Origin of the sequence: Cellulomonas terrae (assembly GCF_007990265.1) — a bacterium.
GTDB classification, from domain to species: domain Bacteria; phylum Actinomycetota; class Actinomycetes; order Actinomycetales; family Cellulomonadaceae; genus Cellulomonas; species Cellulomonas terrae.
This window is the reverse complement of sequence record NZ_BJWH01000004.1, coordinates 1-17,413: the sequence shown is the minus strand read 5'-3', so window position 1 is coordinate 17,413 and position 17,413 is coordinate 1. Positions and strand designations below refer to the sequence as shown.

17 protein-coding genes are annotated in these 17,413 nt (G+C 74.5%); 9 read left to right on the top strand and 8 right to left on the bottom strand.

Annotated elements, in window-relative coordinates:
* Positions 1-4: 4 nt before the first annotated feature.
* A complete protein-coding gene (locus tag CTE05_RS05645; RefSeq protein WP_146845150.1) occupies positions 5-1,030 on the bottom strand; it encodes an NAD-dependent epimerase/dehydratase family protein in 1,026 nt (341 codons plus the stop codon).
* A gap of 81 nt (positions 1,031-1,111) precedes the next feature.
* Here CTE05_RS05645 and CTE05_RS05640 point away from each other — a divergent pair, with 81 nt between their 5' ends.
* From CTE05_RS05640 to CTE05_RS05625, 4 genes are read left to right on the top strand one after another with little or no spacing between them, the layout of a single operon-like run.
* The gene (locus CTE05_RS05640) at positions 1,112-1,570 is read left to right on the top strand and encodes a hypothetical protein (RefSeq protein WP_146845149.1); all 459 of its coding nucleotides are present in this window, start codon (positions 1,112-1,114) and stop codon (positions 1,568-1,570) included.
* Positions 1,567-2,796 (top strand): NRAMP family divalent metal transporter, encoded by a 1,230-nt coding sequence (locus CTE05_RS05635; protein ID WP_146845148.1) that lies wholly within the window; start codon positions 1,567-1,569, stop codon positions 2,794-2,796. The genes CTE05_RS05640 and CTE05_RS05635 overlap by 4 nt, the downstream gene beginning before the upstream one ends.
* Entirely contained in the window at positions 2,793-3,185 is a 393-nt protein-coding gene (locus tag CTE05_RS05630) for a hypothetical protein (protein WP_146845147.1), read from the top strand. Before CTE05_RS05635 ends, CTE05_RS05630 begins: the two co-directional genes overlap by 4 nt.
* On the top strand, positions 3,172-3,543 hold the full coding sequence (locus CTE05_RS05625; RefSeq protein WP_146845146.1) for a PRC-barrel domain containing protein: 372 nt from the start codon (positions 3,172-3,174) through the stop codon (positions 3,541-3,543). Before CTE05_RS05630 ends, CTE05_RS05625 begins: the two co-directional genes overlap by 14 nt.
* A gap of 3 nt (positions 3,544-3,546) precedes the next feature.
* Here CTE05_RS05625 and CTE05_RS05620 read toward each other — a convergent pair whose 3' ends face one another.
* The 4 genes from CTE05_RS05620 to CTE05_RS05605 all read right to left on the bottom strand — a co-directional run bounded on the left by CTE05_RS05620 (position 3,547) and on the right by CTE05_RS05605 (position 7,223).
* On the bottom strand, positions 3,547-4,704 hold the full coding sequence (locus tag CTE05_RS05620) for a serine hydrolase domain-containing protein (protein ID WP_146845145.1): 1,158 nt from the start codon (positions 4,702-4,704) through the stop codon (positions 3,547-3,549).
* 102 nt (positions 4,705-4,806) lie between these two features.
* Positions 4,807-5,331, bottom strand: coding sequence for a methylated-DNA--[protein]-cysteine S-methyltransferase (locus CTE05_RS05615; RefSeq protein ID WP_146845144.1), 525 nt, complete (start codon positions 5,329-5,331; stop codon positions 4,807-4,809).
* A 90-nt stretch (positions 5,332-5,421) separates the two neighbouring features.
* Positions 5,422-6,240: an ABC transporter permease gene (locus tag CTE05_RS05610; protein WP_146845143.1), complete on the bottom strand. Its 819-nt coding sequence runs from the start codon at positions 6,238-6,240 to the stop codon at positions 5,422-5,424.
* On the bottom strand, positions 6,237-7,223 hold the full coding sequence (locus CTE05_RS05605) for an ATP-binding cassette domain-containing protein (protein WP_146845142.1): 987 nt from the start codon (positions 7,221-7,223) through the stop codon (positions 6,237-6,239). The genes CTE05_RS05610 and CTE05_RS05605 overlap by 4 nt, the downstream gene beginning before the upstream one ends.
* Positions 7,224-7,310: 87 nt before the next feature.
* On the opposite strand from CTE05_RS05605, the gene CTE05_RS05600 reads away from it, so the two are divergent.
* Positions 7,311-8,267, top strand: a complete 957-nt coding sequence (locus tag CTE05_RS05600; RefSeq protein WP_146845141.1) for a helix-turn-helix transcriptional regulator — start codon at positions 7,311-7,313, stop codon at positions 8,265-8,267.
* Positions 8,268-8,295: 28 nt separating this feature from the next.
* On the opposite strand, the gene CTE05_RS05595 is transcribed toward CTE05_RS05600, so the two are convergent.
* The gene (locus CTE05_RS05595) at positions 8,296-8,871 is read right to left on the bottom strand and encodes a nucleoside/nucleotide kinase family protein (RefSeq protein ID WP_246123308.1); all 576 of its coding nucleotides are present in this window, start codon (positions 8,869-8,871) and stop codon (positions 8,296-8,298) included.
* A 38-nt stretch (positions 8,872-8,909) separates the two neighbouring features.
* Positions 8,910-10,223 (bottom strand): mechanosensitive ion channel family protein, encoded by a 1,314-nt coding sequence (locus CTE05_RS05590; protein ID WP_246123306.1) that lies wholly within the window; start codon positions 10,221-10,223, stop codon positions 8,910-8,912.
* Positions 10,224-10,518: 295 nt separating this feature from the next.
* On the opposite strand from CTE05_RS05590, the gene CTE05_RS05585 reads away from it, so the two are divergent.
* Positions 10,519-11,346, top strand: coding sequence for a DNA-3-methyladenine glycosylase family protein (locus CTE05_RS05585; protein ID WP_146845139.1), 828 nt, complete (start codon positions 10,519-10,521; stop codon positions 11,344-11,346).
* Between the two features lie 73 nt (positions 11,347-11,419).
* Here the strand turns inward: CTE05_RS05585 and CTE05_RS05580 are convergent, their stop codons facing one another.
* Positions 11,420-12,799 carry a pyridoxal phosphate-dependent decarboxylase family protein gene (locus CTE05_RS05580; protein WP_146845138.1) on the bottom strand — a complete coding sequence of 460 codons (1,380 nt, stop codon included), beginning with the start codon at positions 12,797-12,799 and terminating at the stop codon, positions 11,420-11,422.
* Between the two features lie 173 nt (positions 12,800-12,972).
* On the opposite strand from CTE05_RS05580, the gene CTE05_RS20160 reads away from it, so the two are divergent.
* From CTE05_RS20160 to CTE05_RS05570, 3 genes are all read left to right on the top strand, one after another.
* Positions 12,973-14,049, top strand: coding sequence for a hypothetical protein (locus CTE05_RS20160; RefSeq protein ID WP_186814751.1), 1,077 nt, complete (start codon positions 12,973-12,975; stop codon positions 14,047-14,049).
* A gap of 8 nt (positions 14,050-14,057) precedes the next feature.
* Positions 14,058-16,829: a LuxR C-terminal-related transcriptional regulator gene (locus CTE05_RS05575; RefSeq protein ID WP_186814750.1), complete on the top strand. Its 2,772-nt coding sequence runs from the start codon at positions 14,058-14,060 to the stop codon at positions 16,827-16,829.
* Between the two features lie 76 nt (positions 16,830-16,905).
* A complete protein-coding gene (locus tag CTE05_RS05570; protein WP_146845136.1) occupies positions 16,906-17,382 on the top strand; it encodes a hypothetical protein in 477 nt (158 codons plus the stop codon).
* Positions 17,383-17,413 lie beyond the last annotated feature (31 nt).

Genomic DNA, 17,413 nt, shown 5'->3' with positions numbered 1-17,413 from the left:
AGGCTCAGCGGCGCCGTGGCCGCAGCGGCGGGCTCGCGGTCCCCGCGCCGGACGCGATCCCCGCGACCACGTCCCGCACGGCGTCGATGCCGGACCGGGTGGGCCGCCAGTCGAGCTCCCGCTCGGCGCGCGACGTGTCGAGCAGCGGCGCGGCCAGTGCCATGTCGAGCCACCCCGGGCCGACCGGGACCGCACGCGCGTGCCAGCCGACCGCGACGGCCGCTCGCGCCTGCGCCACCGGCACCTCCAGCAGCCGCCCGCGGGACACGACGTCTGCCAGGTCCTGCCCCCGCAGCACGTCGGGGGCGGCGACGTTGAACGGGCCGCGCACCCGGCGCACCACGGCCTCCCGGAACGCCGCCGCGACGTCGTCGGCGTGCACCGCCTGCAGCCGCAGACCCTCCGGCCACGGCAGCACCGAGAGGTACCCGCTGACGGCCCGCTTCGGCACCCACGGGCCCAGGAAGTACCGCGAGATCTCGTGCCCGGCGGAGCGCTGGAACACCAGCGCGGGCCGCAGCCGGGCGACGGCCAGGCCGGGGCTGGCGTCCTCGACCTCGTCGAGCACCCGCTCGACGGAGGCCTTGTCGAGGCTGTACGACGACGACCGCACCCCGTCGGTCGCCCAGCCCTCCCCCCGCGGGACATCGTCCGGGGCGGGCGAGTACGCGCCGACGCTCGACGCGACCACCACGTGCGGCACCCCCGCCCGACGCGCCGCGTCGAGGACCCGGCGCGTCCCGGCGACGTTCACGTCGCGCAGCCGGCGCCGGTCGTGGCTGGGCTGGATCGCCCACGCGAGGTGGACCACCGCGTCGGCACCGGCGAACGCCGCGGCCAAGGTGTCGACCGCACCCGGGTCGGTCACGTCGCACCCGACCCACGACGCCACGCGGTACGGAGCGGGCGGGGTCCCGCGGGGCACGCGGCGGGCGACGCCCACCACCGAGGTCACGGTCTCGTCGTCGGAGAACCGCCGCAGCAGTGCCGTGCCGACGTTTCCGCTGGCACCGACCACGACGACCCTCATGGACCCACGCTCGCACCAGATGCGGCAGCCCGCATCCCTGCTCGACGCGCGCCGTCGCGTGCCGCGAGCCACGATGCGTCCATGCGGGTCGTTCGGGCGCTCCTGGGGCTCGCCGCGGTCGCGGCCGCGGCCGGGTGCGCCGTGGGCCTGGACGCGACGCCGGTCGACGAGGCACGCGCGCTGACGTCGCCCCTGGAGCAGGCGTCGTCGGCGGTCGGGACCGCGACGCTGGCCGCCGAGCTCCTCGGGGACGGCCGCAGCACGGCCGCCGTGACGGACACCGCGCTGCTCGACCAGGTGCACGTGCTGCAGGAGGCCGCCGACGCCGTCGCGACGTTCGTCCCCGCGGACCGCACGGGAGCGGCGTGGCAGGCCGACGCCCTGACCACGGTCCGGGACGCGCAGGTCGCGGTCGCGGCTGCCCGCGGCTGGGCTAACGGTGCCGGTTCCGACGAGGGGACCGTCGTCGCCGCCCTCGACGCGAGCGCGACCGCGCTGGACGACCTCACCGCCACGCTCGACGAGGTGACGGGCGAGTGAAGCGGGTCCTCGGTGTCGCGCTCGGCATCCTCACGGCGATCGGCGGGTTCCTCGACATCGGGGACATGGTCACCAACGCGGTCGTCGGCAGCCGGTTCGGGCTCTCGCTCGCATGGGTCGTGGTCGTCGGCGTGATCGGCATCTGCCTGTTCGCCAGCATGTCCGGTCGGGTCGCGGCGGTCAGCGGCCGGGCGACGTTCGAGATCATCCGGGAGCGCCTCGGACCCCGCGCGGCGGGTGCCAACCTCACGGCCTCGTTCCTCATCAACCTGCTGACCCTGACCGCCGAGGTCGGCGGCATCGCGCTCGCGCTGCAGCTGGCCAGCAGCGTCGAGCCGCGCCTCTGGATCCCCGTCGCCGCGCTCGCCCTGTGGCTCGTCGTGTGGCGCGCGAAGTTCTCGATCATGGAGAACGTCACCGGGCTGGTCGGGCTCACCCTCGTCGTGTTCGCGGTCGCGGTGTTCCTGCTCGGCCCCGACTGGAACGAGCTCGCCGACCAGGCACTCTCCCCCACCGTGCCCGCCGCCGAGGGGCACGCCGTCTACTGGTACTACGCGATCGCCCTGTTCGGTGCCGCGATGACGCCCTACGAGGTCTTCTTCTTCTCCTCCGGGGCGGTCGAGGAGCGGTGGACCGTCAAGGACCTGGCGCAGTCCCGGATGAACGTGCTGGTCGGCTTCCCGCTCGGCGGGATCCTGTCCGTCGCGATCGCCGCGTGCGCCGCGATCGTGTTCCTGCCCGCCGGCATCGAGGTGTCGTCGCTGTCCCAGATCGTGCTCCCCGTCGCGCTCGCGGGCGGCAAGCTCGCGCTCGCGGTCGTCATCGTCGGGATCGTCGCCGCGACCTTCGGCGCCGCGCTGGAGACGTCCCTGTCCAGCGGGTACACGCTCGCCCAGTTCATGGGCTGGTCGTGGGGGAAGTTCCGCCGCCCCGCGCAGGCCGCCCGGTTCCACCTGACGATGATCGTCTGCATCCTGGTGGCGGGCGCGGTGCTCATGACCAGCGTCGACCCCATCAAGATCACGGAGTTCTCGGTGGTGTTCTCCGCGATCGCGCTGCCCTTGACGTACCTGCCCATCCTGATCGTCGCCAACGACCCGGAGTACATGGGCGAGCACGTCAACGGACGGGCCACCAACGCCCTCGCGCTCGTATACCTCGTCATCATCGTGACGGCATCCGTCGCCGCGATCCCCCTGATGATCGCGACCGGAGCGGGCTCATGACCCTTCCCCCCGACGAGCGGCTGCCCGGGCTCGTGCTCGACGCCCGGCTGCACCTGCTCGACCGCCAGGTCCTCGACGTCGACGGCGTCCCCGTCTGCACCGTCGACGACCTGGAGGTGCACGGCATGGACGGCAGCGACCGGCCGGACGGCACCCAGACGGCCGTCGTGACGTCGCTGCTCAGCGGCGCCGTGCTGGCCACCCGGGTCTTCGGCGGCCGGCCGCCGTCGTCCAGCTGGCACCGCATCCGCTGGTCCCACGTCGCCGACGTCGGCACCACCGTGGCGCTCGGCGTGCGCGGCGACACGCTGGACGTGACGTGGACCGAGCGCTGGGTCCGCGACCGGGTGATCGGACGCCTGCCGGGAGGTCGCCATGATCCTGGGTGACCTGCTCGACACCCCCGTGCGGGGCCCCGCCGACGAGCGTCTCGGCTACGTGGTGGACGTGCGGCTGGTGCTCGACGGCCCGCTCGTCGGACCGCTCGCCGCACCGCGCCTGCACGGGCTGCTGGTCAGCCCGCGGACCGGGACGTCGTTCCTCGGCTACGAGCGGACGGGGGTGCGGTCCCCTGCGCTCGTGGCGCGCTGGTTGCGGTGGCGGCACCGCGGGACGTTCCTCGTGCACTGGCAGGACGTGGCGGCCGTCGAGCCGGGCGCGGTCCGGCTGCGCGACGGCTACCGGCAGATCTCCCCCGACCTGCCGGGCCGCCCGTCGCAGCGCCCGGACCTGCACCCGGCGACGTGAGGGCTACGCGCAGAGCACCGCGTCGACCGCCTCGGTCATCCGGTGCCACGCCCCCTCGGGGTCCGCCGTGGCCGCCGGGAGCGCGGTCACCGCGACGGTCACCGACCGGCCGTCCGGGCCGACGCCGCCGCCGGTCTCGTACCCGGGGATGCTGCCGCCGTGGCCCCAGGCGACCCCGCCGCAGCTCAGCGGCGTGCTGAAGAGGGCCAGCCCGTAGCGCATGCCGTCCAGCTCCGGCGCCGTCTCGACGGTCGTCTGCATCTCCGCAAGGAGCGCCGGGGGCAGCAGCTCCCCGTCGAGCAGGGCGACGAAGAACGCGTTCAGGTCGCTCGGGGTCGACACGATGTCTCCCGCGCCCCAGGCCCAGCCCGGGTCCAGCACGGTGATGTCGCGCAGCTCACCGCCGGGCTCCGTCGCGTGGTACCCGAGGGGGTGGCGTCCGCGGAGCTCCTCTTCGCCGCGGTCCGGGACGTAGGTGTCCCGCAGGTGCAGCGGCTCGATGACACGGTCGGTGACGACCTCGGCCAGCGGACGTCCGGTGACCTTCTGCACGATCAGCCCGGCGATGACGTAGTTGGTGTTGCTGTACGACCACCCGGTCCCCGGCGGCGTGCCCGGCTGGGTCAGCGCCAGGTCGAGCAGCTCGTGCGGCTCGACGTACTGGTGGCGCGTCGCGAAGAAGTCGGGGTCGATCACCGCGGTGTAGTTGGGCACACCGCTCGTGTGCTGGAGCACCTGCCGGACGGTGATGCGGGTGCCGTCGACGCCGTCGCCGTGCACCAGCCCGGGCAGGTACGTCTCGACCGGGGCGTCGAGCTCGACCTCCCCCTCGTCGACCAGCTGCAGGAGCGTGACGGCGACGAACGTCTTGGTGTTGCTGCCGATGCGGACCTGCCCGTCGAGCGGCACCCGGGCGCCCGTCTCCAGGTCGCCGACGCCCGCGGTGTAGTCGCGGCTGCGTCCGCGTGGGTCCTGGTAGGTGGCCAGCGCGGCGGGGAAGCCTGCGTCACGGACGAGGCCGTCGAGCTCGCGCTGGACGACGTCCCGGGGCGCGCGGCCCTCGGAGTACGCCGGGGTGCCGGTGATCACGGCACCGACCGCGACCGTGCAGACGGCGGCGATCGTGACAGCCGTACGGGCCCTGCTGTGTCGTCTCGTCATGAGATCTCCTCGATGTCGGGTGATCTCAGCCTGTCGACGCGCAGCCGCCGCCCACCATGGAGCACTCCCCCGAGCCGTGGTGGGGCAGACCCCACGGTGATCTCAGAACAGCAGGTGCTCGCGCGGCCGGCCCTTGGCCTCGTGCCCGAGCAGGAACCGCTTGCGCTCCAGCCCGGCGGCGAACCCGGTCAGCGTGCCGTCCGCACCGATGACGCGGTGGCAGGGGACGACGATCGCGATCCGGTTGCGCCCGTTGGCCGCCCCGACGGCGCGCGACGACGTGCGCGGGTCCAGACCGATCTCCGCGGCGAGCTCACCGTAGGACCGCGTCTGCCCGTACGGGATCCGCAGCAGCCCCTCCCACACGCGGCGCTGGAACGTGGTCCCCACGAGGTGCAGGGGGAGGTCGAACTGCGTGCGAGTCCCGGCGAAGTACTCGTGGAGCTGCGTCTGCACCTCGTCGAACTCGTCGTCGGCCCGCTCGCCGAACGGGCCCTGGACGGCCTCGTACTTCGAGCTCTGCAGCAGCAGCGCGGACAGGCCCCCGTCGTGGGAGACGAGCGTGATCGGGCCGAGCGGCGACGGGACCACCGTGTGCACCACACGGACCTCTTCCAGGACGGTCATGACCGTCATCATTCCCCCACCCACTGACACGGCCCGCCCGTCGCGCGCCCTCGAGGAGAAGACGCGCGACGGCGGTTCGGCGTGAGGTGCTCAGTCGGTGCTGCGCAGCAGGGTCCGCACCCCGACCGCCAGACCGACGACCGCCGTGAGGACGGCCGCGAGCCAGCCTGCCGCCACGGCGCTGCTGGTCAGGTCGCCGGCGAACAGCGCCCGCTCGGCCTCGACGACCCACCGCAGCGGGTCGAACGCGGAGGCGACCTTCATCCAGTGCGGACCGGTCTCCAGCGGCAGGAGCATCCCGGACAGGATCAGCAGCGGGAACAGCACGGTCTGCTGCACCGCCCAGAACATCCACTCCTGCTTGCGCACCGCGATCGCCAGCGCGTAGCTGAGCGACCCCAGCCCGACGCCGAGCACCGCGAGCATCGCGAGCCCGATCGGGGCACCGACGGGGTCGGCACGGAAGCCGAACGGGAGCATGACGAGGACGAGGATGACCGCCTGCGCGACCAGCGGCACCATCTCCTTCAGCGACCGGCCGACGAGCTGCGAGGACCGGGACAGCGGGGTGACCAGCAACCGCTCGTGCGCCCCGGTCTGCATCTCGAACTGCAGGTTGGAGCCGGTCGTGGACGTCCCGAAGAGCGTGGTCATGACCAGGATCGACGGCACGAACCACTGCCAGACGTCCGTGGAGCTCAGGCCCCCGGTCTCCCCGACGGAGCCGACGAGCAGCGGCCCGAACAGACCCAGGAAGACGAGCGGCTGGATCAGGCCGAACACGACGGAGAACGGCTCGCGGACCACGGGCCGCAGCTCTCGGGTCATGACGAGCCAGACGTCCGAGAGCCACGAGCGGCGGACAGGGGTCAGGGTGCGGGTCGGTGCGTCGATCGTGGCGGTGCTCATGCTGCGGCCTCCTCGGTGGTCGTGGTGTCGGCGCCGTCGCGCAGGCTGCGGCCCGTGAGGGCCAGGAAGACGTCGTCGAGCGTGGGCCGCACCGCGAGCGCCTCGAGCAGGGGCGCCCCGGCGCCGGACGCGGCCAGGACCAGCTCGGGCACGGCCGCACCGGCGTCGGCCACCCTGGCCTCCACCCGGTCGCCCGCAATGGTCACGTCCCGCGCGCCGGGGAGCGCCTCGACGATCGACGCGACCCGCGACGCGGTCCCCCCGACTGCGACGGTGAGCACCACGCGGTCGCCGGCGAGCGTGCGCTTGAGGCCGTCCGCGGTGTCGTCGGCGATGATCTGCCCGTGGTCGACGACCACGACGCGCTCGGCCATGGTGTCCGCCTCGTCGAGGTAGTGCGTGGTGAGCACGATCGTCATGTCGTGCTCGGTGCGCAGCCGGGAGATGTGCTCCCACAGGTTGGCGCGGTTGTGCGGGTCGAGGCCGGTGGTCGGCTCGTCCAGGAACAGCAGGCGCGGCGCGTGCACCAGGCCGAGCGCGACGTCCAACCGCCGCCGCTGGCCGCCGGACAGGTCCGACACCTTGCGCCTGGCCAGGGCGGTCAGGTCGAGCGCGTCGAGCAGCTCGGCCGTGCGCCGCTGGGCCGCCGCGCGGTCGAGCCCGTAGACCCGGCCCTGCAGGGTCAGCTCGTCGCCGGCACGCTGCTGGTGCCCGGCGCCGTTGCCCTGGCCGACGTAGCCGATGTTCCGCCGGACCGCCGCCGGGTCCGCGACGACGTCCACGCCCGCGACCGTCGCGGACCCGGAGGTCGGGCGGACCAGGGTGGTGAGCATGCGCATCGTCGTCGACTTGCCGGCGCCGTTCGGCCCGAGCACGGCGACGAGCTCGCCCGGGGCGATGTCGAGGTCGATGCCGCGCACGGCGTGCACGGTCTCGGAGCTGCTCACCACGAAGTCCTTGGTGAGTCCTCGGGTCTGGATCATGTCTCTCCCTCGTCGAGTGGGTACAAGAGCCAGCCTGTCGGGGATAGCGGTCAGGCCCTGTCCTCTACTGCGTGGCATCCTGAGGACGTGTCCACGCCGTCCTCCCGCCTCCTCGCGCTCCTGTCGCTGCTGCAGGCCCGCCGCGACTGGCCGGGCGAGGTGCTCGCGGACCGGCTCGGCGTCAGCCCGCGGACCGTGCGCCGCGACGTCGACCGGCTGCGCGAGCTCGGCTACCCCGTGCACGCGAGCAAGGGACCCGACGGCGGGTACCGGCTCGACGCCGGCACCCAGATGCCCCCGCTCCTGCTCGACGACGAGCAGGCGGTCGCCCTCGTCGTCGCCCTGCAGACCGCGTCCACGGGCGTGGCGGGGGTCGACGAGGCCGCCGTGCGCGCGCTCGCGACCCTCCGCCAGGTCATGCCCGCGCGGCTGCGCGCCGCGGCCGACGCCCTGCAGGTCACCGCCGTGGCGCGCGGGGGCAGCACGCGTCCCCAGGTCGACCAGCAGGTGCTGATGGCCGTCGGCTCGGCCGTGCGCGCGCACGAGGTGCTCCGGTTCGACTACGAGGGCGGCAGCGACACCCGGCTCCCCCGCCGCGCCGAGGCGCACCACCTGGTGACGTGGGGCGGGCGCTGGTACCTCGTCGGCTACGACCTCGACCGCGCCGACTGGCGCACGTACCGGGTCGACCGCATCACCCCGAAGACCGGGTCCGGGCCGCGGTTCGCACCCCGGCCGCTGCCCGCCGCCGACGTCGCCGCGTTCGTCGCCGAGCGCTTCAGCACCGTGAACCCCTGGCCCTGCCGGGGCGAGGCCGAGGTCGACATGGCGGCGTCCGAGGTCGCGCAGTGGGCCGGCCGGGACGCCCTCGTCGAGCCCCTCGGCGACCACAGCTGCCGTGCGGTCCTCAGCGCCTGGTCGTGGGACGGTGTCGCCGCGCGGTTCGCGATGTTCGGCGTGCCGCTGCGCGTCGTCGGTCCTCCCGAGCTGGCTGACGCGATGCACCGCCTGGCGGCCCGCCTGACGGCAGCGGTCCCTGAGTGAGCGGTCGAACCGTCACCCCAGGCCGGGTTCACCACCCGCCGGACGCCAGCGCGGGGTGGCGGGGGTCGTCGACGTGGACCACGACGTCCGCCACCTGCGTCGGCGTCGTCTCCGCGTCGTAGCGGGCGAACGCCGGGAGGGTCCACCGGTCCTGCTCAGGTGTCCGGCGCGCGAGGGTCGCCGCGCGGACGGTCAGGTGCACGGTGAGGTCCGCGTCGAGCCAGCGCCCGAGCAGCAGGCTCCCGTCGAGCACCAGGACCGCTCGTCCGGGCACGTCCACGTACGCGGCGCGGGTCGACCGGTCGGCCACGGCGTCCCAGAGCGTCGGCAGGAAGCGGCCGCGCGAGGCGAAGAGGTCGAGGACCTCCCGCCCCAGCGCACCCGCATCGAGCCGGTCCTCCAGGTAGGCGTCCGGGTCGTGCCGCCCGTGCTCGAACCGCACGGAGGCCGGCCGCAGGAAGTCGTCGGCGTGCACCCGGGACACCGGTCTGCCGAGCGCTCGCAGCGGGTCGACGAGGGCGTCCGCGAGGTCGGCGGGCCGCGTCGGCGGGGCACCGTCGACGAGGACGCGGACCCTGCCGTCGTGTGAGGCGACCAGTCGCACCAGCCGGTCGACCAGCAGGTCGGGCGTGACCGGCTCGATCAGGGCTGCCGCCCCTCACCGTGGTCGTCCGCGGTCTGCTCGCGCTCGTCGATGACGTCCTGACCCGGCCCGGAGAAGTTCCGCGACCGCTCCAGTGCCTCGATGCTGCCGGTGAAGAGCCGGGCGTCCTGGCCGCCGGTGGTGATGGTCTGCGTGTCGTCCGGGGACCACGCCCCCGGGACCGGGAGCACGGGCGTCGGTGCCGAGTCGGGGCGCGTGGCCGCCCGGCGGCCCGACACGGGCGCTCCGCCCTCGAACCTCGTCTTCGGCAGGCTCTCCGGCGCTTCGCGCTGCAGCCAGCCGACCAGCCCCTCGCGGACGTAGCACCGCAGGTCGAACAGGGTGGGGGCGTCGACGGCGCTGGCCAGCGCGCGGACGCGGACCAGCCCGCCGACCGCATCCGTGACCTGCAGGATGCCGACGCGGCGGTCCCACAGGTCGGTGTCCTGGAGCAGCCGCGTCAGCTCGGTGCGCATCGCCTCGACGGGGACCTCCCAGTCGACGTCGAGCTCGACGGTGCCCAGCAGGTCGGCCGCGCGGCGCGTCCAGTTCTCGAACGGCGTCGTCGTGAAGTACGTGGACGGCAGGATCAGGCGACGGTCGTCCCAGACGTGCACGACGACGTAGGTGAGCGTGATCTCCTCGATCCGGCCCCACTCGTCGGCGACGACGACCACGTCGTCCACCCGGATCGCGTCGGTGAACGCGAGCTGCAGCCCGGCGAACACGTTGGCCAGGGAGCTCTGCGCGGCCAGGCCGGCCACGATCGAGATGAGACCCGCCGACGCCAGCAGGCTCGCACCGAGCGCGCGCGCCGAGGGGAACGTCAGCAGGATGGCCGCGATCGCGCAGAGCACGAGGATCGCGACCGTGATCCTCCGCAGCACCTGCACCTGCGTGCGGACGCGGCGGGCGTGCCGGTTGTCGGCGACGTCGATCCGGTACCGCTGGAGGGCGGCGTCCTCGAGCACGAAGGCGAGGCTGCCGATCAGCCAGGCCACGGTGACGATGAACGCGATGAGCAGCACGTGCTCGACGGTGCGGGTCCAGTCGGACGGGTCGGTGCTCAGGCGCAGCGCGATCCAGACCGCGACGACGAGCAGGACCGCGCGCATCGGCTTGCGCGAGCGGCGGGTGAGGTCGGCGGCGACGGTGGAGCGACGGGCGAGCCGCCGCACGACGACGGAGATGAGGGTTGCCGCGAGGAAGGCGATGACGATCGCAGCCAGCAGGGACACCGTCGGCACGACGAAGCCCTGGACATCGTCCGCCACGGACTCGTCGACGGCGCCGGGGAGCAGGTGGGGGCGCACGCCCCTCAGCGTAGGCAGTGCCGGACGTAGGTGCGCCCCGTCCCCTGTTCTCGGGGACGGGGCGCCACGGAGAGGCGTCTCGCCGGCACGAGGCTTGGCGCACTCCCTGAACCCTCACGGGCGGCCCGGCTCTCGCCGTGGCCCTCGGCAACGCGGCCCAACTTGCGACCGGCTGGTCGCCCCGGGCTCCCGGTGCGATCAGCTAGAACAGTTCTAGCACTGCCACGCCAGGGGCGCATCCGCTCCATGGAAATACCTTGACTTGGTAAAGCGTCCAGCACGTTACCGTCGTCGCGTGAGCGCCTCCCTCATCCTGCGGCAGCCGTTCGACCCGGCGCCGGCGCTCGCCTCGCTGGTCGCGCACGCGGTGCCCGGGGTGGAGGTCGTGGACGCCGGCACGGTGACACGTGTCGTGCTGCTGGGCGACCGACCGGCCCTCGTCGCCGCGACGCTCGGACCGGACCGGGTCGCCCTCCGCGCGAGCGCCGGGTCGGAGGCGGACCTGAGCGCGCTCGCCGTCGCGTGGTTCGGCCTCGCCGACGACCTCGATGCCGTCGTGGGCGCCTTCGCGGACGACGAGGTCCTCGGGCCGCTGGTCCGGGCCCGCCCGCGGCTGCGGATCCTCGGCCACCCCGACGGCTTCGAGGCAGCGGTCACGACGGTGCTCGGCCAGCAGGTCTCGCTGGCCGCGGCCCGCACGTTCGGCGGACGGCTCGCCGCCGCGTACGGCGAGCCCGGACCCGGTGGGCTGACCGCCTACCCGACGCCGGAGCGGCTCGCGGCGGTGGACCCGGTGGAGCTGCAGAGCGTCGTGCGCATCACGCACTCCCGTGCGCGCACCCTGCACGCCCTCGCGCGGGCGTGCGCCGACGGGCTCGACCTGCGAGGGCCGGGCACGCGGGAGCACCTCGTCGCCCTCCCCGGGATCGGTCCGTGGACCGCGGACTACCTCGCCCTGCGCGTGCTGGGCGACCGCGACGCGATGCCCGTCGGCGACCTCGTGCTGCGCCGCGCTCTCGGGGTGGGGTCCGCGGCGGACGTCACGCGACTGGCCGAGCGTTGGCGCCCTCTGCGCGCCTACGCGGCCGTGCACCTCTGGACCTCGGCCGCGTACGCCCTCTGAGCAGCACGAGCGCGGCGCGGTCACGATGCGGCCCTCGCCGCCCGTCGACCCCCACCAGCACCAGCCGCTGACGTCAGCCGGTCGACGCCGCCCGCCGGACGGCGTCGACCGAGCGGGCGACGTCCTCGGCGTCCGTCGACCAGTTGCTCACCGACACGCGCAGCACGTCGCGACCCTGCCACCGCGATCCCGACATCCACGTCACCCCGTCGGCCAGCACGCGTGCGGTGACGGCACGGGTGCGCTCGTCGGAGCCGAACCCGACGCAGACCTGGGTGAACACGACGTCGTTGAGGATCTCGGCGCCGTCGATCGTCGCGATCCCGTCGGCGATGGCCCTGGCGTTCGCCACGAGCCCGTCGACCAGGTCCTCGACCCCGCTGCGCCCGAGCGACCGCAGGACCGCCCACACCGGCACGCCGCGTGCACGACGGGAGAGCTCGGGCACCTTCTCCAGCGGGTCGCCCGACCCGCTGAACGTCGCGAAGTAGTCGGCGTGCATGCCGAAGGCGCGGCGCAGCGGCTCGGGGTGCGCGACGATCGCCAGACCGCAGTCGTAGGGCACGTTGAGGGTCTTGTGCGCGTCGGTGGCCCACGAGTCGGCGTGCTCGACGCCGGCGAGGAGGCCCCGCAACCGAGGAGACGCGGCCGCCCACAGACCGAAGGCGCCGTCGACGTGGACCCACGCGCCGTGCCGGTGCGCGAGGTCGACGGCCTGGGCCATCGGGTCGAACGCGCCGGAGTGCAGGTTGCCCGCCTGGAGGCAGACGATCGTCGGGCCACCGCCCTGCGCCAGAGCGCGGTCGAGGTCGGCGACGACGAGCCGGCCCTGGTCGTCGGCGGCGACGACCGTCGGCGTGCCGAGCCCGAGGTAGCGCAGCGCGAGGTCGAGAGTCTCGTGCCGCTCCGCCCCGACCAGCACCCGGACCCGCGGGCCGCCCGCGAGCCCGTCGCGGCCGACGTCCCAGCCCGCGTCGGCCAGGACGTGCTGCCGGGCGGCCGCGAGCCCCGTGAAGTTCGCCATCGTGGCGCCGGTGACGAACCCGACGTCGGCGTCGGGCGGCAGGCCGAGGAGGTCGAGCGCCCACGCCGCCGCCGCGTCCTCCACCGCCACGACGCCCGGCGTCGAGTGGCGCATCGCCGTGTTCTGGTCCCATGCGCTCGTGAGCCAGTCCGCCGCGAGCGCGGCCGGGTGCGTCCCTCCGATCACCCAGCCGAAGAAGCGTCCCGACGGCATCCCCATCAGCCCGGGCTCGACGCCGGCGGCGAGCTCGTCGACGACGGTCTCGGGTGCGGTCGGCCCGTCCGGGAGAGGCCCGCCGAGGACGGCCGCGAGGTCGTCCGGTCGGGCCCGCGGGTGCACGGGTCGCTCCGCCAGGGACGTCAGCCAGTCGCGCGCATGGTGCACCGCGCGGTCGAGCGCCGGGGCGAACGCCGGCCACCGTGCCGTCATGACGCCCACCCTGCCACCGCCCGCCCCGTGGGCGCCCCGGTTTCACCCGGTCGAATCGTCCGGGGTGTCGGGTTGCGCCGCTCGGGTCACCCGGACGGTCGACTCCGCGCTGGTGCGTGGTCACTACCGTCAAGGCGTGCCTGACCGGCCCAGCTGCGGTGGAGGAGGTGGACGTGAGCGCGACGGGCAAGGACCCGCAGTGGCGGGACGCCGAGCGGTTCGCCGAACGGCACGCCCGCACGGTCCTCGCCCGCACCGACGTCCGCGTCACGGGACCGGGATCCGCCACGGAGCTGGACCTCGTCGGCATCGACTTCGCCGGTCGCGTCGAGCACCGCCGCAGCCCCGTCGGACGCAGCGACCTCGAGGACCTCCGCGTCGCGGCCGGCTCGTTCGTCGCCGTCTTCTACTCGCGCTCCGGTTTCACCAAGACCGCCGTCCTGTGGGCGGAGGAGCACCACATCGCCCTCTTCGGCTACACCGACACCGGCTACGCGAGCCCCGCCAACCCGGTCGCGGTCGAGCTCGTGCACCGCGCCCAGACCGAGTCCGAGCACCACGTGCGCGCGGCCACGGAGCAGGTGTCCCGACGTGCGAACGCGGCCCGGCAGGAGGCCGAGCGCCGCGAGCGCGAGGCGCTCGCCCTGGAGCTGCGCGCGGAGGACGAAGCGCGACGGGCGGCCGAGCGGCGGCGGGTGCGGCGGGAGCGCTCGGAACGGGTCCTCGGGCGGACCGTCGCGCTCCTGCTGCAGATCCAGATCGCGCCCGGTGTGCTGTCGGCGACCGTCGACCGGCTCTCCCACTCGACGATCGTCGCGGCCGTCACGGACTCTGCGGACCGCCTCTCCATGGGCGACAGGCCCCACGCGGTGGCGCTCCTGCGCTCGATGTTCGACGACGCGGCCGCGGTCCTGGAGGTGCTGACCCCGCCGACGGCACGGGACACGGCGAACTACCGGACGTCCCGGGCCGCGATCGAGCGCGGTCTGGACGCGCTCGACGCAGCCGACGGCATCGGCGCGATCGGTCACGTCGCCCCCGAGCACGTGGCGACGCACCTGCGGGCTGCCGAGCAGTCCTGGCGCGCGCTCGTCGGAGAGCTGGCCAAGGCGCTCCCCGCCCCGCTGCTCACCGACGTCCCGGTGCCGCGCCGGCCCCGCCATCTCACCTCGCCGGGCGAACCGCTGCCGCCGGGCGTCGCGGAGCGCGCACCCGCGGCCGTATCAGCCCGCGGGGGGCACCGCTCCTGATCCTCGTGGTGGATCTCCTCGGTACGGCACAGCCGCGGGGCCCCTCCCTGCACGTCTCCGGCCGCAGGCTCCCGCGGATCGTCGGACGCGACGCCGAGCTCCGGCGGGTGGAGTCGTTCGCCGACGACGTCCGGCTCGCCGCGCGCGGGCGCTCCCTCGTCCTGGTCGGCGAGGCGGGCATCGGCAAGACGACCCTGTGGGAGCACGGGGTCGAGTGCTGCCGGGCGGCGCAGGCGCTCGTGCTGGTGGCTCGGCCCAGCGAGGAGGACCGCGACAACCCTGCGCAGGGCCTGCACGACCTGTTCGACCGTCTCCCGGCGTCCACCGAGCTGGCGGCCGACCTGCCGGCCGTCGAACGGTCCCGCTGGCTGCTCGACCAGCTCCGCGCCCTGGCTGCCGAGGCTCCCGTCGTGGTCGCCGTCGACGACCTGCCGTGGCTGGACGACATCACTCGGCACACCCTGCGCTTCGCGCTGCGCCGGCTCGGCGACGAGCCCGTCTCCCTGCTGGCCACCGCCCGGACCTGGAGCCCCGAGGAGCTCGCCATCCCCGCACCCGGCCTCGACGGCGGCGTCGAGCGGCTCGACCTGCCCGGGCTGGAACGCCTGAGCCTGCGACGCATCGTGTCCGCCGCGGTCCCCACGCTGAGCCTCCCGGCGGTCTCGCAGGTGGGCGAGCTGGCGCACGGGAACCCCTTCTTCGCGCTCGAGCTCGCCCGCGCCCACCAGCTCGGGACCGGGTGCCCGCCCGACGGGTCCCCGCTGGCCGCGCTCGGTCACCGCGTCGCCGAGCTGCCCGCGGACACGCTGCGGCTCGTGCGGCTGCTCGCGCTCGCGGGACCGTCGCCGCTGCGGGGCCTCGCGTCGGCCGCCGGGCTCCGGAGCGTCGACGACGCCGTCCGCCCGGCCCTGGATGCCGAGGTGGTCGTGCTCGAGCACGACTTCGGCCTGCGGTTCACGCACCCGCTGATCTCCACAGCGGTGCTCGCCGGGATGCACGCCCTGGACCGTCGGGGCCTGCACGCGGCGCTGGCACGCACCCTCGAGGATCCCGACGCCCGGGCGGTGCACCTGGCCCGTGCCGTCGACGGGACCGATGCCGCCGCCGCGGACGAGATCGAGTCGGCGGCCCTGCGGCTCGCGCGCCGGGGCGCCCCCCGGCTCGCGGCCGACCTGCTCGGCGACAGCGCCCGGCTGACCCCGCCCGACGACGAGGACGCCTCCGTGCGACGCACCCTGGCCCGGATGATGCAGTGCGCCACCGCCGGGGACCTCCCGACGGCACTGCGGCTCGCGGACGGCCTGCTGGAACGGCTCGAGCCGGGGCCGCTGCGCGCGTCCGTCGTCACCGGCCGCGTCGTGCTCGACTTCACGGACGCGGAGGCTGTGCTGCGGACGGCGTTGGAGGAGGTCCCGGAGGACGGGTCGGTCGCGCACGCGAGCCTGCGCGGCCGGGTGCTCGGGCTGCTCGGGTGGCTCCTCGGCATCCACCTCGGTCGCCTGGACGAAGGGCTGGCGTGTGCACAGGCAGCGCTCGAGACCGGTCGGTCTCTCGACGACGCGGTGCTGATCGCGCAGGCGGCGTCCGCCGTGTCCACGACGTCACTGCTGCTCGGCCGGCGGACCGACGGGCTGATCGAGGAGGCCGTGGCCGTCGGGAGCGAGGTGGTCCAGTCGCAGCTCGCCCTGTGGCCGCGGGTCCTGCAGGGTCGCCAGCAGCTCTGGGACGGCCACCTCGCCTGGGCGCGGACGAACCTCGAGTCCATGCACCGCAGCGCACGGAGCAACGGCGCGGAGTTCCAGCGGTCGTACCGGCTGTACGACCTGGCGCAGGTGGCGCTGGCCGCGGGCGAGCTCGACGTCGCCGCGCACCACCTCGAGGACGGGTCCGAGGCGGCACGGGACTGCGCGGACGACCGGGCCCTCGCGTGGCTGGCCTATCCCGCGGGCCTGCTCGCCGGTCTCCGGGGGAACACGGACGCGGCCCACGCGCACGCGGACCGGCTCGACGCGTGGGCGGCGCGCGTCGGGGAGCGACCGCGGCTGGCGATGGCGGGACACGTGCGGGGGGTCGCGGCGGCCGCCCGACGCGACTGGCCCGCGGCGCTCGACACGCTGCAGGGTGCGCTCGGCGTGCTCGACACCCTCGGCTACGCGCACCCCGGGCCCGTGCCTGTGCTCCCGCAGGCGATCCAGGTGGCGAGCCTCGCGGGCGCGACCGACCTCGTCGAGCAGCTGACGCACCGGTTGCGGGACCAGTGCGCCGCCCTGGCGTCCCCCTGGGCGGACGCCCAGGTGCTGGCCGCCACGGGGCAGCTGCTGCTCCTGCGGGACCAGCCGGAGGCCTTCGACGCCCTCCAGCGGGCCCAGGACCGTCTCGCGGGCCTCGGGTACGGGCTGGACGCCGCCCGCACCGGCTCGTTCGCGCTGGCCGCGGCGCTGCGGACAGGTCGGCGGCAGTGGGCGCGCGAGCACGGCGAGCGGTACCTCGCCACCTTCCTGGACGCGGGCGTGCGGGGTTGGGACGCGGTGGTCGTCGAGCTCCTCGACCGGGTCCGGGGCACGACGGACGACGAGCTGACGCCGACCGAGAGCGAGATCGCAGCCCTCGTGGCCGACGGTCTGCGCAACCGGGAGATCGCCGCACGGCTGTTCGTCAGCGAGTCGACCGTGGAGGCGCACCTGACCCGGACCTACCGCAAGCTCGGGCTGCGCAACCGCGCCGAGCTGTCGCGCCGGGTGGCGCGGTCTGGGGTGTCGTCAGGGGTTTCCCCGCTGTAGGGCCGCACCCCTGCCGACCTACGTTCGGGGGGTCGGACCGAGAGCCGGTCCGCACCGCACAGCAGGGGGAACCATCATGACCATCCTCACCGACCTCGCCAACGAGTTCGAGACCTACCCGAGGGACTTCCTGGACGTCCAGATCGTCCAGGTGGACCCGCCCGGGTCCGTGATCAACACGCTCGAAGAGGTCCTCTTCCGCATCCAGGTGGCCAACTCGGGCCCGCTGGACGCCAACCAGCTGAGCCTGCTGGTCGAGGGGCTCAACGGCACCCTCGTCCGCAGCAACGGCGTGAACTCCCCGTGGCAGAGCTCGTTCACGATCTCGGGAGCCTTCTTCGGGGACGTCCCCGCCCACTCGGCGACGACGCCCCGGGTCTCGCCCGGTGACAAGTTCGCGTTCCGGCCGTCGACGAGCTCGACGACCGCCCGCGACCTCGTGCGCGTCTCGGTGGCGGGGTACGACACCGACCTGCTGCACATGACCGTGGCGCACACCCGCGCCGATCCGGAGGCGAACGACGTCTACACGTCGACGGTCTCGCCCGCGTGAGCCTGCAGTCCCGCCGCGACCACGGTCGCGG

Bases quoted from the DNA above. Each gene is read 5' to 3' on its own strand.
- CTE05_RS05620 (WP_146845145.1), bottom strand. From the start codon at position 4,704: ATGACGAGACGACACAGCAGGGCCCGTACGGCTGTCACGATCGCCGCC.
- CTE05_RS05605 (WP_146845142.1), bottom strand. From the start codon at position 7,223: ATGATCCAGACCCGAGGACTCACCAAGGACTTCGTGGTGAGCAGCTCC.
- CTE05_RS05630 (WP_146845147.1), top strand. From the start codon at position 2,793: ATGACCCTTCCCCCCGACGAGCGGCTGCCCGGGCTCGTGCTCGACGCC.
- CTE05_RS05615 (WP_146845144.1), bottom strand. From the start codon at position 5,331: ATGACCGTCCTGGAAGAGGTCCGTGTGGTGCACACGGTGGTCCCGTCG.
- CTE05_RS05640 (WP_146845149.1), top strand. From the start codon at position 1,112: ATGCGGGTCGTTCGGGCGCTCCTGGGGCTCGCCGCGGTCGCGGCCGCG.
- CTE05_RS05610 (WP_146845143.1), bottom strand. From the start codon at position 6,240: ATGAGCACCGCCACGATCGACGCACCGACCCGCACCCTGACCCCTGTC.
- CTE05_RS05570 (WP_146845136.1), top strand. From the start codon at position 16,906: ATGACCATCCTCACCGACCTCGCCAACGAGTTCGAGACCTACCCGAGG.
- CTE05_RS05580 (WP_146845138.1), bottom strand. From the start codon at position 12,799: ATGACGGCACGGTGGCCGGCGTTCGCCCCGGCGCTCGACCGCGCGGTG.
- CTE05_RS05625 (WP_146845146.1), top strand. From the start codon at position 3,172: ATGATCCTGGGTGACCTGCTCGACACCCCCGTGCGGGGCCCCGCCGAC.
- CTE05_RS05645 (WP_146845150.1), bottom strand. From the start codon at position 1,030: ATGAGGGTCGTCGTGGTCGGTGCCAGCGGAAACGTCGGCACGGCACTG.